Here is a 13,721-nt window from a genome sequence, read left to right as displayed (position 1 = left end):
CGATCCGAACCACCTTCAGCGACGCGGTTCTCGATCAGACGGTCCGAACCACCTTCAGCAACGCGATTCTCGATCAGACGATCCGAACCACCTTCAGCGATGCGACTTTCGATCAGACGATCCGAGCCGCCTTCAGCGACAACCGGGTGAGTAGAAGACGCGGCAAAAGCGTTAACTGCAAAAACCGAGAAAGCGATACTGAGGATGATTTGGCGTTTCATGATGGTGTGCTCCGGGGTGTTATTGGTTGGGTATGGAGCGGATGTTACGCCGAGGATTTTTTATGAGAACTTCATTGACGTGATGGTGACTATCGATGCCAGCAATGGTTGAAACGTAGTGGGCAAGTGGCGCGTCCACACCGAGGCACGCCGGCGCCATGAGCGCCCCCTTGCTTGAGCGGCATTCTCCCCACGCGGTAGCGGTGTGCTCAGGCCTGGCTGATATCCAGCAACCGAGGCTTGGCAATCGCCAGATAATCCTGCGTATCGAGCACCATCGACGCGTCCAGCCGACCAGCATTGAAGGCGATTTCGCTGTAGCCGGTGGTCAGGGCCGGATCGACGATCAATTGAATCCGCTCATCGAAGACGAAAGGAGGGATGGCGCCGATCCGGCATCCGGTCAGTTCCATGGCGGTTTCGGCCTTCACCAGTTCGGCTTTTTTCCCGCCGAGGGCCGCACCGACCTTCTTCATGTCGAGCTTCTGGTCTCCCGGCAGAATCACCAGAGCATACGGTTCGGCCTGACCCTTGAGCGAGCAGAGCATGGCCTTCGCGCCTTGGCCGGGCTCGGTGCCACGGATTTCGGCGACCCGCGCCGACTGGCCCTCGGCATCGTGCATCAATACCCGGTAAGAGGCTGCGCGGGCATCGAGTAGCGCCACCAGGCGATCGAACATGGGATGCATGTGATTTTCCTCAGGTTTACAGGAACAGGTCGTAGGACAGTTTGCTGATCAGAATCACCAGCAACACCAGGAACAGAGCCCGGACAAAAGGCACGCCTTTATGAACCGCCAGCCAGGTGCCGGTCAGCGCGCCCAGGATGTTGAATGCCGCCATGGGGATTGCGATCAGGTAGAGCACATTACCCGTCGGGATGAAGAATATCAGCGCCGCTACGTTGGTCGCGATGTTCACCAGCTTGGCCGACGCCGAGGCATGGAGGAAGTCGAAGGCGAAGCAGCGGATAAACAGGAAGATCAGGAAGCTGCCAGTGCCGGGACCGAACAGTCCGTCGTAGAAGCCGATTGCACCGCCGATGACGATCGCCAGCAGTTTTTCCCTGGTACCGATGTGCATGGGTTTGTGCAGGGCGCCGAAGTCCTTTTTCCAGAAGGTGTAGATCGCCATCAGCACGATCAACACCAGCACCGCCGGCCGAATCATCGACTGGGGTACGAACGACACCGTGGCCGCTCCGAAGAAGGCCATGACAAAGGCCGCACAGGCGGCGGGGATCACCAAGCCCCAGTTGATCACCACTTTGCGCACGAAGGACCGGGCCGCGAAGGCGGTGCCGCAGGCTGCCGCGACTTTATTGGTACCGAGCAGCGCCGCCGGTTGTGCCGTGGGCAGCACGTTGAACAGCGCGGGTATCTGGATCAGTCCGCCGCCGCCCACCGCCGCATCGATCAGGCCGGCGGCGAAGGCGAACACGCAAAGGATGACAATATCGACCATGAAATCAGGCTCTGACTATGTAGGGTTGGTGAGGGTCCAGCGGCATCACGCGTGCCGGGTCGTTGACCCCGAAGACGCGCAGCATCCAGCGATCCCGGCCGTCGTAGCGGGGGGTAAAACCGTCCCGGGCGTGCAGGGTTTGCTGGTTCTTGAAGATCAGCATGTCCCCCGGTTGCAGCAGTATGTGGTGCACGACATCGGGATGATTGGCGGCGGCGGAGAACAGTTGCAGGGCAAACTGCGCATTGGCGCAGGTCGCTTCGACACTCGCCTTGTTGTAGCGGCAATACAGTCCACCGGTTGCGTTTCTGTACAGCAGGGGGACGTTTTCCAACACATTACCCTGCTTGCCGAAGGAGGCCGGTCGGCGAATGGAGAAGTTCGGTCGTGACAATTCTTCTTCGACGGAGGCCGGCAGCATGGCCAGCACCTCGTCAATGGCGATGATGCGCGTCGGCACGTCGAGCTCGCATCGCAGGCCGGTCAGAGTCAGGTACTCCGGACAAGCCGACAACTGCGACACGGGTTCGCAGGTCAAGGGCAGATGAGGGTTGTCGACATGCATGTCCAGATCCGCGCGCGAGCCATAGGAACTCTTTTCGGTCTCTCGCTTGTGCTTGGGTGATACGTGGCGGAACACCGTGTCGTCGCTTTCACCCTCGTACGCCAGCGGACGGGTTTGCAGGGTTTGCAGCACGGACAGGATCGCCCCGGCCACAACCGACAGGTTCTCGATACCTGGTTCCAAGTCGTAGGGCGTGGCGGGCAGCTGCGGGTCCAGCGGCAGCCCCCTGACGATCATCGCCACTTCACGGGCCTGGGGAAAGTTACGCAACTGCTGGATTTTCTCGGTGCACAGGACACTCTCCAGCAACTGCCCCAAGGCCGGCATGTGGCGGATACCTGAGGCGCTGTCGGTCACGGCCAGGGATGCCAGGCCGGCTTGAAGCGTGCGCTGTTCTTCGAACGACAGATGAATTTGCGGTATCTCCTGTCGGGTCGAAGTCGCAGATTTTTTTCCCAGCCATTCATTAATTTCTTCACCGATACAGGTTGCGGATTTCCCGACTATTTCATCCAGCTTCGACACGTCCTTCTGCTCCTGTTTGCCCCATCCTTGTGGGTTGAGCGGGAAGGTTAACGGAAGGGCTTTTTTTGTGTTGCAATACCACGTTGTGAAAAGTGCAATGAGGTGGTCAATGGCATTGAATATGTTGGGGGAACTAGAAGCCTTCGCGACGGTGGCTCGCAAGCGCAGTTTCATCGCGGCGGCACGTACTCTGGGGCGCTCCCCCAGCGCGCTGACCCGTGCCGTTCAAGCCCTGGAGGAAAGTGTCGGGGTCAAATTGTTCAATCGCTCGTCCAATGCCGTGAGCTTGACCGAAGCGGGTGAGCGCTTGATGCCTCACGCTTACAAAATGCTGGATCTGCAACGTGAGGCGGATGAAGACCTGGCCGGTCTCAGCGGCCTGGCCTACGGCTGGATCCGCTTTTCCGCCCCCGAGTTTCTCGGGCACGGGGTATTGCCCCGGTTGATCGCGCAGTACAGTGAGCGTTATCCAGACGTGAACGTCGATGTGATTTTTACCGATGAACTCATTGACCCGGCCAAGAGCAAGTTGGACTTCTCGATTCGCGGAGCGTTTGCGCAATCGAGTGACCTGATCGGCTATCCGCTCTGGAATTATTCACGTTACCTGTATGCCAGCCCCGGGTATCTGGAGCGGCGCGGGATGCCCGACTCCATCGAGGCGCTGGAGGCGCACTCGCTGATCCTGCACACGGCGCCGCGGATTCTCAAGGAGTGGAATTTTCGCAGTGAAGAGCGGGCCATCAGCTTCCGGGTTCATCCAAAATTTCGTTTCAGCTCCGGTTTGGCGGTGTTCCAGGCGGCGCTGGCGGGCGTCGGGATCGCCCGCCTGGCGGACTGGATGGCGGAGCCCGAAGTGGAAGCGGGGCGCCTGCTGCGGGTCTGTCCCGAGTACAAACTTACCTCCAGCGGCGGTGAAAGCCCGCAGATGCACGCGGTGTACCCGGCCGGGAATCTGCCGCTGCGGGTGAAGTCGTTGTTGGAAGTGATCCGTGGTTTTGGCGACAGCCTTGGTCGAAAGCATGCGGGGACACTTTAGGCGGCTGGACTGCAAGGCACCTTGAACTGAATAGCCGTTTTTGGCCGACTCTGTTGAAAAAGTCGGCCATGGTTTCCATGGCAGAAAAGTACACGCTTGAGATTGAAATCTTTACTTTGAGTAGAGGATTCCGGGCTCAGATTTCACGTAGCTGCGCGCAAAAAGGCTGTTTCAGTATGCGAGCAGTCCGGAAGGACCGACTTTTTCAACAGAATCGACCGAATGCAGACATCAGTAGCTATCGCAAAGGTTAGCGAATCAGAATACCCGGACTGACAGCAAACGAATCGTATGTCTGAAAAGGGTGAGGCCATTGAAATTAAAGTTCAGCCACGTGGATGTTCTCGTCGAAGACCTTGAAGAAGCGTGCAGGTATTACGCCCGAGTTTTCAGCGCCAGGATCTCAAAGACACTTGATTGGCAGCGCGACGGTTTGCATGTGCGCTATGCGATCGTCATGTTTGGAACGGAGCGCCTTATGTTAGTGCAACCGTTTACCGGAAATCTCAAGGCGCTGATGGACTCCAACGGCGAAGGCACGATCTATCGTCACTGCTATTCCACACCAGACATTGAGGCAGCGTACGACGAATTGATCGATGCAGGAGTCCAGCCGGAAAATGAGAACGGAAAACCTCTGTCCCGCGATAATCTGCAATCGCCAAGCGGGACACGCATCATTTGGTTACCGAAACGCTTTGGGCATTTTTCTATTGAGCTGCTTGAAGAGAAAGAGCTGGAGGCATTCATCAAGGATGCATTTGCCGAGGAGCCTGCACAAATCTTCTAAACGTCATTTCCATTGCGCGGTAATTTAGTCGTCCGCACAGATAAACGCTGAACCAATGGAGCCTTCCGTGGATAGACGCAACTGGATTGAGCTGTCCCAGGACGCCGATACCGGGATTGAATCAATTCGTGCTCATTTTCAGGGCCATGCCTACGATCCGCATTGGCATGACAGTTTTCTGGTGGGGGTCACCGAGCAGGGCGTGCAGCAGTTCAATTGCCGGCGCGTTCGCCACCTCAGTACGCCGGGCAAGGTATTCATGCTGGAGCCGGGGGAAATCCACGATGGGCACGCGCCGACCGAGGAGGGGTTTACCTATTCCATGCTCTACCTCGATCCGCATTGGCTGGAGCGGGAGTTGCACGCGTTGTTCGAGCATGCGCCGGCCAACAGTCAGCCGGGTTTTGCCGACACCCTGAGCCAGGATCCGCGCCTGGCCACTGCCATTTTTCAAGCCTTCCACGCGCTCCATGAGGGCGATTTGCGCATTGTGCGCCAGAGCGCCATCGACACCTTGTTGGGGGCGCTCACTGGCCACCTTGATTGGCGCAAGCGTCAGGCTTTTGATCCGCGCCTGCCGTGGGTGGCCCAGGTTGCGCGTGACTATTTGCATGCCCATGTCTATGAAGACATTGGGCTGGATGATCTGGCCAAAGCCTGTGGTGTTGATCGCTTTCGTCTGACGCGGGCCTTCAAGGCAGCCTTTGGGCTGGCGCCTCATGCTTACTTGATCCAGCTGCGCCTGGCCAAGGCGCGACAGCTGCTGGCGCGGGGCGAGTCGCCGGCACAGGTGGCCAGTGCCCTCGGGTTCGCCGATCAAAGTCATATGGGGCGCTGGTTCCGTCGTGCCTACCAGCTCACACCCGCGGATTACCGCAAGCGCTGCTCAAACCTTCCAGACTGAATTTCGCTGATCCGCGACCATGGATTCCTATCTGATCAAGGAGTCCATGCCATGGAATCGTTGCTGCCTTTCCTGCTGTTTGCGTTCGTTGCCTCGATTACCCCGGGGCCGACCAATATTCTGGTGTTGAGCCACAGTTCGCGGCGGGGGCTGGGGGCCACACTGCCCATCATTTTTGCTGCCTGCGGGGCGGCGGCGCTGATTGTGTTTGCGGTCGGGCTCGGCGTGGGCGAAACGCTGCTGCGGTTTGCGCGTGTACAGCAGGCAATGGCGTGGGCCGGGGTGCTCTGGTTGAGTTGGCTCGCCTGGCAGATCTTTCAAAGCGCGCCGCCGTCCCTGGCCCCGACCACCTCGCGCGACGAAGGTGTCAGCGTGTTCGGTGCCGCCACCCTGCAATTGGTCAACCCCAAGGTCTGGATGATGGCGGTGGCGGTAGTGAGCGTATTTGTCGGTGGCGGTGACAAGACCCTGCGGCTGGTAGTGTTGTCGCTGATATTTTTGTTGGTCTCCGTGCCCTGCATGACCCTGTGGGCGTTGCTCGGCGTGGGCAGTGCCCGGGCTTTTGGTTCGTCGCAGGCATTCAAACGTATGAACACTGCACTGGCTTGTTTGCTGCTGGTGTCGGCCTGGTTAACCGTGCTGGTGTAGGTCGTTGACTGGGCAAGTCGCTTGAATCAGTAACTGGACCCCGCATGGCTTCAAGAGGGCGCATTTATGGACTGGCGCATCCATGCGCCAAACGACCGGTGTTAGCGCTTGATCAGCGAAATCTTGGTTCCTTCGATGCTGATCCCGGCCATTAACCCCTGCTGGTCGAAAATGAACGCGTAGGCATCGTCCTTCACGGTCGTGCTGGACAGATTCTTCGCCACCCCTTCATCAACCATTACAACAGTGGGTCCTACGCCGACTTCCCAACCCTTGGATTTGCGTATGTAGTCCACGGCTTTGTCGGTCATCAGGAAAACCGCATAGCCATACGACTGGGCACCTGCTTGCAGCCCCCAGGACCCGGTTACGGAGTTGTAATAATTCTCTACTTTCTTGTCCTTCAACAACACGCCTTCACCATAGCTGCCGCCAAACACAAGGCCCGCCTTGATGATTTTCGGGAAGACAAGAATCGCTTTGGCGTTGTGCGAAATGCTTTCAGCAAATGGCGTGGACTTGTACAGAGTTTGCAACGCTTGCCGAGAGTCGACATCCAGATCCTCGGCGGTTGCCGCGCTAGCAGTGTTCAAGAAGCTGGCCGATGCCAGTGTCGCAAGGACGATCGATAGGAAGAACCGCATTGACTGAGTCATGTTAGTACTCCGATACGGGAGCATTGGATATGAGCAGCAGTCAGCACTTGCCCCTCGGAACAATCCGAGCCTGCTGAAACTATCCGGCGCACCCTAAAATATGTGAGCTACTGACTTCGCCCTTGAATGAGCTCTTTGATCATTGGCGACGTCATCACCTGCTTTGACCTCTGTGTATCAGCCGGGTTCGTCGTCAGAACTGCGATGACCAACTGTAAAAAAAACGGACACCTGACAAGGCGCCCGTTTTTCAATCATCTAAATCGAAAGATCAAACCGATATTCATGCGCTGTCGTTTCTTGCCGGGATAGAGGTTCGATCAAAAAGCCACACCGTTCGAGTACTTTTGCCGAACCAATATTGCCAGCGTATACGTTGGCAACCAGTTGTTTAAGATTCCAATGCAACAGCGCCTCCTGAATCAAATGCCTCACCGCCAGGGTTGCCAGTCCCCGTCCGCAAGCGCTTTGAGCAATCCGATAGCCAACTTCTGCCGACCGCTCGGACATGTCGATGCCTTTCAGGTTCGCGCGTCCAACAATAGTTCCGCCAGCCTCTTCGAGGACAAATGGGTGCCAGGTTCCGGCGGTAAAACCAGATAAATAAGCCGCAATGTGGTCGGTGACACCCTGCACCGTATAAAAAGCAGCATCGCGCGCGTCAATGAAACGCTCGAACCACTCGCGATTGTCCATTTCAAATGCCAACAACGCCTCAGCGTCAGTACTTTGTAGGGTACGAATTCTGACGGGGCTCATAAGGTCGCTTCCCTTTCTGGTAGAACTACTTGGTCGTTGCGCAATGGATCAGATTTCGGATTGATGAGCCGCCCAGTGTTTCATCTCTTCGGCAATGAAGTGGTTCACCAGGTCGCTGTACATCTTCTCGATGGCATCCGGGCTCAAGCCCTCGGTCTCAGCCCACTCGCGACGTGTCGCCAACATCGCCTTGAAACGCTCCGGAGCACGCACCGAAGTCGCCGAGGTCTTGAACTTCGAGGCAGCCAGCACGTACTGAAAACGCTTTCCCAACAGCTTGATAACGGCGTGATCAAGGGCATCGATTTCGCGTCGGATGTCCTCCATGCCTTCACACTCTGCGGGTTGTAATTGATTGATGACTTCCATGTAAATGACTCCATTTGCTGAAAAAAATCGTGGGACTTCGGAAGAGGTATTAGCGGGTTAGGCATTCACTTGAGGGCAGGGTGAGCGAAGCGAACGAGTTGAACCGTCGACGCGTATTTTTGCTGGTTAGAAACGCCATTCCTCAGCGTGAACGACACGACAGAATGGGCCCGCCAGGGTTGCATTGTGATGAGCGACGATATTTTCGGCCTTCAATGCAGGGGTGTCGGTGCAGGTATGAGCATCGGCGATCAGCACTGCATCGAACCCAAGATCTCGTGCGGCGCGGCAGGTGCTGTCGACACAATACTGGGTCTTCATTCCGGCAATAACCACGCCTTGAGATCCACAAGCTTTTAGCTGATCGGCGAGGTCCGTCATGGCGAAAGCGTTGGGTCGGCTTTTTTCGAAGATTACTTCGTCGCCTTGTAGCAGCAGTTCCTGCACCAGTTCTGTCATCGGGCTTCCAGGTTCAATAGGCGAGCCAGGCGGACCTACGTGGCGAGCAAGAAAAATTGGCGCGCCTGCCCTCCGGGCTTTGCTCAACAGACTATTCAAAGTGTTTAGAAGTGCTTCGCCAGCCCATGGTTTATCCGGGCCATGAAACAATCCAACCTGCATATCGAGAATTAACAGTGCATACATAGTGCTTTCCTTGCATTTGGGCCAGCGACACAAGGGCAAAAGAAAAGGCCCTGTCCATCGCTGGCGGGCCTTTTGAAGTTCGTGCGTTATTGGCTCACGACACCTCTCACGACCCGCCCTGGGCGGTCGTGGTAGTGGTGGTCGAGGTAATGCGTGGCTGATTCATAAAGTTGACAGTATCTGTACGGTACCCTTGTTGGCAAGAGGGGCGTGACCTGCGTGACGGCTACTTCTTGTATTGATCGTTGAGGTCCGCCTATGGCCCAGAGTGTGTAAAAACGTACGTCGAGGTGATAGGCACCTCTCAAACACCGCCATATTGATACACCGTTGCACTCCAATACTGGCTGCCATTACGTTTTTGCCGAGTCCATCCATCTGCCACCAGTTGTTTGGCGATCATCCGATTCATAAAGCCATGACCGAGCAGTAGAACCGGTCCTTCGCTGGCAGCGAGTGTCTGAAGTCGTTGAGCCGCCGTGCTGGCGCGCATCTTCGCAGTGGCGACGGATTCGACGCTGCGTGAGTAACCGCACAACCATAAGACTCGAAGGATAAATGCCCAGGTAAACGGCGATAGCCGTGGCAGTTTCCAGTGACCATAAGGCAGTTGCGCTTCACAGAAAAGTGCGTCGACGAGGGCGGGTTTCAGGCCAAGAGCCTGGACGGAAGTCAGCGCACGAGGCGAGTTGCTTGAGACAATCACCGTGGCGGTTGCGGCGAGCTGCATGCTGGCATCCGGGACCGGTTGGCTGGTGATTTCGGACCGGTTGTAGTGTTCGATCCAGTCTTTCATATCGAGCGCTGACATTTTGTTGGTTGCGACCAACGTTGGCTGGCCGTGCCGCATCAGGATTATTTTCCTGCTCACAGTATGTTTACGTCCTTGTCCTGGTATGCGGTGAATGTGGAGCTCGACGGTAATCTTATCTGCGAAAGTCAGTCGTCGGCCATGACGGATGTGCGTTTTTCCGGCGACGGAGGCGCACTGCGATTTTCAAACCAACCGTGATCGCGGTACCACGCCACGGTGTCAGTGAGTGTCAGCTCCAACGCCCGGAAACTCAGGCCAAGCTCTTGTTCACTCTTGCTGTGGTTGAAACAGGTGCGGTCCTTCTCTCGTACCAATAGGCGCAACGTGGCCATGCTCAGCAGAATGGGCTTGCCGGTGACACGCGCATAAATCTCCTGCACCGACGCCAAGGCGTATAGAAAGGGCAGCGGTAGTTGTCGAGCGGGTGTCTTGACGCCAGCTATGCGTCCCAGAACAGGCACCAGCTCACGCATGGTCATATGCCGGCCCGCCGCGAGATAGCGCTCACCGCGCCGTCCATGCCTGGCTGCGGCAATCTGCGCCAATGCCACATCGCGGGCATCGACAACAGAGAAGCTGCCGGGGATCAGTCCGGGCAATTTGCCGCGCACGACATCGTTAACCAGTTGTCCGGAGGAGGTCGGGCCAATATCGGCAGGGCCCCACATCCAGCCAGGCAGGACCATGCAGGCACGCATCTCGGGATGGCGTTCCAGGAACGACAAGACGACACGGTCGGCGAGGATCTTGCTACGGTAGTAGTCATCCGCGTCGGCGTCGGCCCGCAGGCAAGTTTCATCGATTGACGTGCCGGGTGCACCGTCGAGCACGGCGATGGAAGAGGTATGGATGAAACGTCGGATACCGGCGTTGTAGGCCTGGGCAAGCAGGCGTCGCGTACCCTCCACGTTAATCTTTTCGAGTTCCTTCCAGTGGCTGCCGCCCTTGTAGTTGTCGCGAAAGAATGCGGCGGTGTGAAACACCGTATCGCAGCCTTGCAGCGACGCTGCGAACGCGTCGACATCGGCCATGTCACCAACGACCAGCTCCACACCCTGCAAATGCTTGAACTGTTGTTCACCTTTGGCTCTTGAACGAACCAGGGCTTTGACCGCGCAACCACGAGCGACCAGTTCACGCACCAGGTTATTGCCCAACAAACCGGTCGCGCCAGTGACGAATGTGCTGTGCATAGGTCAACCCTCACGCTGATCGGCTAAAAAATGACATCAACACCGCACTGTCGAAGAAGGCCTCTTCACGGATGGCCAGCCCGTCTTTGAAGGTGAAGTGTGCGGCGTAGTACACGGCAATATGGCGTCCATGGGGTGGAATCACCCGGTCCGGCAGCACTAATGGTGCGGTGAAGGTGCCGGTCAGGAAGGCGGTCAGTGCCAAACGATCGTCACTGACGGCAAATGGGCTGAAGGTCAGCTGGGCATCGGGGAAGGCTTCGAGTAATGCGATTTCTCGTTTGCGCATGGATTCGCGACCGGTTTGCATCCCCATCCCATCGAAGTAGATGAAGTCTTCGCAAACCAGCGTAAGCATCGCTTCCACATCACGGCGATTGAAGGCGCTGGCGGCGCGTTCCGCAAAGTCGTTGGGGCCAGTAGTCATACAGTCCGTTCCATTCGTTTCGAGGACGTGTAGATATACCGTTGACGCCTCTGCCGAAAAACAGCGACTGCTGCATAATGGCTTTGCACATTTGCAAATCAGGGAAGATATGAAGCATGGCTTTGCAAGCAAACTGGGACGATCTTCGCCTGCTGTTGGCAGTCTCGCGACGCGGCAGCTTTCTTCAGGCCGGCCAATTGCTGGGGATCGCTGCGTCTACTGTGTCGCGACGGCTGACCCAACTTGAAAGGGCGCTGGGCGAGCCACTCGTGGAGCGGGGTGTTGAAGGATGCTGGTTGACCCCGCGAGGCCAATCCCTCGTGGACGTTGCCCTGGCTACGGAAGCGGGCTTGAGGCGTCAAACCGTTACGGGCATGTCCGAGCCACACACAGAGTTATCTGGCACTGTCGTGGTCAGTGCAGGGGAGGGGTTCTCGTCTTCTGTGCTGGAGGCCGCGAGTCGCCTCACCTCACTTCACCCGCGTTGCTCGGTGGAGTTGCTGATAACAGCCGACTTTCACAAGATCGTCCGCGGCGCCGCAGACATTGCCGTACGCACAGCTCATCTGGGCGAGCCGTCGCTGATTTATCGCCCCATAGGCAGGCTCGCTTATGGTGTCTTCGCCGATGCAAGTTATCTGAAGCGGTTTCCAGGGGTGACTCCGGCCACTGCGGTCAATATTGCCTTGCTTCCTCCGCTGGATATGTTGCCGCAACTGTGTGTGGCAAAGGCCGCGGGTCTGGAACACACGCAGATCAGCGTGAACTCGTTCGCGGCTCAGCTCGAATCGGTGAGGCGAGGTATGGGCGTGGCAGTGCTGCCCCGTATTCTGGCGAAGGACCTGATCGAGTTGTTCCCGCAGATCCAGCTTCCAGATATGGAGGTCTATCTGGTGACCCGGCCGCAGGCGTTGAAACAGGCTCACATCAAATGTTTTTTTGTCATTTTGGAGCAGGTGCTGCTGGAAGCCATTTCCATAGAAAGTGTCGAAGGTGGACTTAGTGATGGTTGAAGAGTTTTCAGGCGTCTTTTACGTGGGTGTTGTGACAGCGCGGCTTGCCGGTCTTTATCCATCGAATCAGATTAAGTGACTCTCGATTTTCCTAAGCACCAAGCCTGGATTCACCCCTCTATTTTTAGAGATTCATACGCCATAACTAGCGGCTATAACAATGAGCGCGAGAAAACAGACCAACTGAACGAAAAAGAAGGCAAACCGAACCGCCACGAACGTATTGGTTTGCACATGGGATACATGAACCACAGACTGGCACACGCGAGCGATCAGGACGATTACGGACAAGTAGCTCACTGCAGGGCCGTCGACACCAAGGGTTGAAATCACCAATACGATGGCGCCAAAGACCGGCAGGTTTTCCACACAGTTCGCGTGTGCTCTTATCCCACGCCGATACCAATCCTCGCCTTCGAGCTGATCGCATCGAAAAGAGCCAATCGGAACATTCGAGAACAAGATTCTGACCCAGCGATACACCCCGACAGTTGCCATCAACAGCAGCAAAGTCCAGGTCGCAAATCCAAGCAACATCCACATCGGTATTGTCATGACTGCCAGCCTCGATAAATCGTTTTCAATACGTCATCCCACAGCCGCGCGGCCGACGCACGGTCGGCCGCTCCCTGTCGATCAATTGCTCATGATTGGCGCCAGCGCGGTCTGAATCGTGGACATCTGTGCAGGTGTTGTCATGCGCGTAAGCAGTCGGCCAAAGTGTGGATGCTCCACGCCCGAGATTATGTATTGCCAGCGGTAGGCGCTCAGCACGGAAGCTTTGATTTGCGCTGTCTCATCGTCACTGAATGATCTTGAGACATTGCGAATAAAGTAGTCGGCATCGGATGCCGATTGTGCCTGCAGGATTGCATCAACGGCCGCCACCAGCGCAATCAGATCGTTCACTGCCTGGTCGCGCTCGGCTGGCGAGAGTTTCGCGTGCTCCGCCTTCCACTCCAGTTCATCGAGAACGACGTGCCGGCTTTCATCCTTCCAGTGGAATTTGAAAACATCCTTGAACAGTGGGCACAACTCCTCACGCGGGGCGATGCTTTGCGCGTAGTGCGCCTGAACAAACAGCTCGATATGACAGGTCAGCGCCAGCACCGACCAGGTGCTGGCCGCAAGTACCGAGCGCGCCACATCGTTTGGATCGGCAACTTGACGATACCCCGCTGGCAAGTGCGAACTAATCATCGTCTCCATGCGCCGGAACAGCTCCTGGTGCTTGATCTCATCGTTAGAAAAACGCACCAGCGCTTCGAGTGCGAGCTGATCGTCAAAGACATGGGCTCGACCTTGATCGAGCATTTTGGCGCTGATAAAACGCTCGACCAAGCCAAAGATATACGCATAGGTTCGGCCCTGAATCTGACTGAGCAGGCGCGCCTCATCCGCGTCGAGAAAAGTCAGGCGGTCGATCCGCGACAGTCCGTCGGGCAAGAATTTGCGCGAGAAGTCGAAACTCCGGTCCTGTAGCAAATCACGATCGATTTGCCATTCAGCTTTCTTCGATGATCTGACAAGTTGAGCATAACGGTCGGCGTTGTCCGAATCTGCGCTGGGCATGGTAGCAACGGTGTTCATATCGATCTCCTGCTTGCCTGGTCGAGTTGGAATAGGGCAATTACGGTTAACGTCGGAGCCAATGACCATTGGTGAAGCGTGTGGGGAGCGTCTCGATCA

General features: G+C 56.7%; 17 protein-coding genes and 2 pseudogenes. 6 read left to right on the top strand and 13 right to left on the bottom strand.

Annotated elements, in window-relative coordinates:
• From PMI36_RS07810 to PMI36_RS07825, 4 genes and pseudogenes are all read right to left on the bottom strand, one after another.
• Positions 1-221: pseudogene (locus PMI36_RS07810) on the bottom strand (phage infection protein); the annotation flags it as partial.
• 209 nt (positions 222-430) lie between these two features.
• Positions 431-910 carry a YbaK/prolyl-tRNA synthetase associated domain-containing protein gene (locus PMI36_RS07815; RefSeq protein WP_008074055.1) on the bottom strand — a complete coding sequence of 160 codons (480 nt, stop codon included), beginning with the start codon at positions 908-910 and terminating at the stop codon, positions 431-433.
• Between the two features lie 16 nt (positions 911-926).
• A complete protein-coding gene (locus tag PMI36_RS07820) occupies positions 927-1,685 on the bottom strand; it encodes a sulfite exporter TauE/SafE family protein (RefSeq protein WP_008074054.1) in 759 nt (252 codons plus the stop codon).
• 4 nt (positions 1,686-1,689) lie between these two features.
• Complete coding sequence (locus PMI36_RS07825; protein WP_008074053.1) at positions 1,690-2,775, bottom strand: TauD/TfdA family dioxygenase; 1,086 nt, start codon at positions 2,773-2,775, stop codon at positions 1,690-1,692.
• Positions 2,776-2,884: 109 nt separating this feature from the next.
• Here PMI36_RS07825 and PMI36_RS07830 point away from each other — a divergent pair, with 109 nt between their 5' ends.
• From PMI36_RS07830 to PMI36_RS07840, 4 genes are all read left to right on the top strand, one after another.
• Positions 2,885-3,814 carry a LysR family transcriptional regulator gene (locus PMI36_RS07830; RefSeq protein WP_008074052.1) on the top strand — a complete coding sequence of 310 codons (930 nt, stop codon included), beginning with the start codon at positions 2,885-2,887 and terminating at the stop codon, positions 3,812-3,814.
• Positions 3,815-4,127: 313 nt separating this feature from the next.
• Positions 4,128-4,604 (top strand): VOC family protein, encoded by a 477-nt coding sequence (locus PMI36_RS0129805; RefSeq protein ID WP_032830569.1) that lies wholly within the window; start codon positions 4,128-4,130, stop codon positions 4,602-4,604.
• A 67-nt stretch (positions 4,605-4,671) separates the two neighbouring features.
• The gene (locus PMI36_RS07835) at positions 4,672-5,508 is read left to right on the top strand and encodes an AraC family transcriptional regulator (protein ID WP_008074051.1); all 837 of its coding nucleotides are present in this window, start codon (positions 4,672-4,674) and stop codon (positions 5,506-5,508) included.
• 51 nt (positions 5,509-5,559) lie between these two features.
• Complete coding sequence (locus tag PMI36_RS07840) at positions 5,560-6,156, top strand: LysE family translocator (RefSeq protein ID WP_008074050.1); 597 nt, start codon at positions 5,560-5,562, stop codon at positions 6,154-6,156.
• A 101-nt stretch (positions 6,157-6,257) separates the two neighbouring features.
• Here PMI36_RS07840 and PMI36_RS07845 read toward each other — a convergent pair whose 3' ends face one another.
• The 7 genes from PMI36_RS07845 to PMI36_RS07875 all read right to left on the bottom strand — a co-directional run bounded on the left by PMI36_RS07845 (position 6,258) and on the right by PMI36_RS07875 (position 11,019).
• Positions 6,258-6,812 (bottom strand): YSC84-related protein, encoded by a 555-nt coding sequence (locus tag PMI36_RS07845; protein WP_008074049.1) that lies wholly within the window; start codon positions 6,810-6,812, stop codon positions 6,258-6,260.
• A 258-nt stretch (positions 6,813-7,070) separates the two neighbouring features.
• Positions 7,071-7,571 carry a GNAT family N-acetyltransferase gene (locus tag PMI36_RS07850; RefSeq protein ID WP_008074048.1) on the bottom strand — a complete coding sequence of 167 codons (501 nt, stop codon included), beginning with the start codon at positions 7,569-7,571 and terminating at the stop codon, positions 7,071-7,073.
• A 48-nt stretch (positions 7,572-7,619) separates the two neighbouring features.
• Positions 7,620-7,940: an isochorismate lyase gene (locus PMI36_RS07855; RefSeq protein WP_008074041.1), complete on the bottom strand. Its 321-nt coding sequence runs from the start codon at positions 7,938-7,940 to the stop codon at positions 7,620-7,622.
• A 126-nt stretch (positions 7,941-8,066) separates the two neighbouring features.
• A complete protein-coding gene (locus PMI36_RS07860) occupies positions 8,067-8,585 on the bottom strand; it encodes a cysteine hydrolase family protein (protein ID WP_008074040.1) in 519 nt (172 codons plus the stop codon).
• Between the two features lie 304 nt (positions 8,586-8,889).
• The gene (locus PMI36_RS07865; protein WP_008074039.1) at positions 8,890-9,435 is read right to left on the bottom strand and encodes a hypothetical protein; all 546 of its coding nucleotides are present in this window, start codon (positions 9,433-9,435) and stop codon (positions 8,890-8,892) included.
• A gap of 89 nt (positions 9,436-9,524) precedes the next feature.
• Entirely contained in the window at positions 9,525-10,592 is a 1,068-nt protein-coding gene (locus PMI36_RS07870; protein WP_008074037.1) for an SDR family oxidoreductase, read from the bottom strand.
• 10 nt (positions 10,593-10,602) lie between these two features.
• The gene (locus PMI36_RS07875; protein WP_008074035.1) at positions 10,603-11,019 is read right to left on the bottom strand and encodes an ester cyclase; all 417 of its coding nucleotides are present in this window, start codon (positions 11,017-11,019) and stop codon (positions 10,603-10,605) included.
• Between the two features lie 116 nt (positions 11,020-11,135).
• Here PMI36_RS07875 and PMI36_RS07880 point away from each other — a divergent pair, with 116 nt between their 5' ends.
• The gene (locus PMI36_RS07880; protein WP_008074033.1) at positions 11,136-12,032 is read left to right on the top strand and encodes a LysR family transcriptional regulator; all 897 of its coding nucleotides are present in this window, start codon (positions 11,136-11,138) and stop codon (positions 12,030-12,032) included.
• A pseudogene (locus PMI36_RS32110) lies at positions 12,019-12,111 on the top strand (two pore domain potassium channel family protein); the annotation flags it as partial. The gene PMI36_RS07880 and the pseudogene PMI36_RS32110, both read left to right, overlap by 14 nt.
• Before the next feature lie 53 nt (positions 12,112-12,164).
• Here the strand turns inward: PMI36_RS32110 and PMI36_RS07885 are convergent.
• Both PMI36_RS07885 and PMI36_RS07890 read right to left on the bottom strand, forming a co-directional pair.
• Complete coding sequence (locus PMI36_RS07885; RefSeq protein WP_008074031.1) at positions 12,165-12,587, bottom strand: MAPEG family protein; 423 nt, start codon at positions 12,585-12,587, stop codon at positions 12,165-12,167.
• Between the two features lie 81 nt (positions 12,588-12,668).
• Positions 12,669-13,622: a diiron oxygenase gene (locus PMI36_RS07890; RefSeq protein WP_008074029.1), complete on the bottom strand. Its 954-nt coding sequence runs from the start codon at positions 13,620-13,622 to the stop codon at positions 12,669-12,671.
• Between the last annotated feature and the right edge of the window lie 99 nt (positions 13,623-13,721).

This window comes from Pseudomonas sp. GM79 (genome assembly GCF_000282495.1).
Taxonomy (GTDB): Bacteria; Pseudomonadota; Gammaproteobacteria; order Pseudomonadales; family Pseudomonadaceae; genus Aquipseudomonas.
This window is presented reverse-complemented; position numbering and strand designations above follow the sequence as displayed.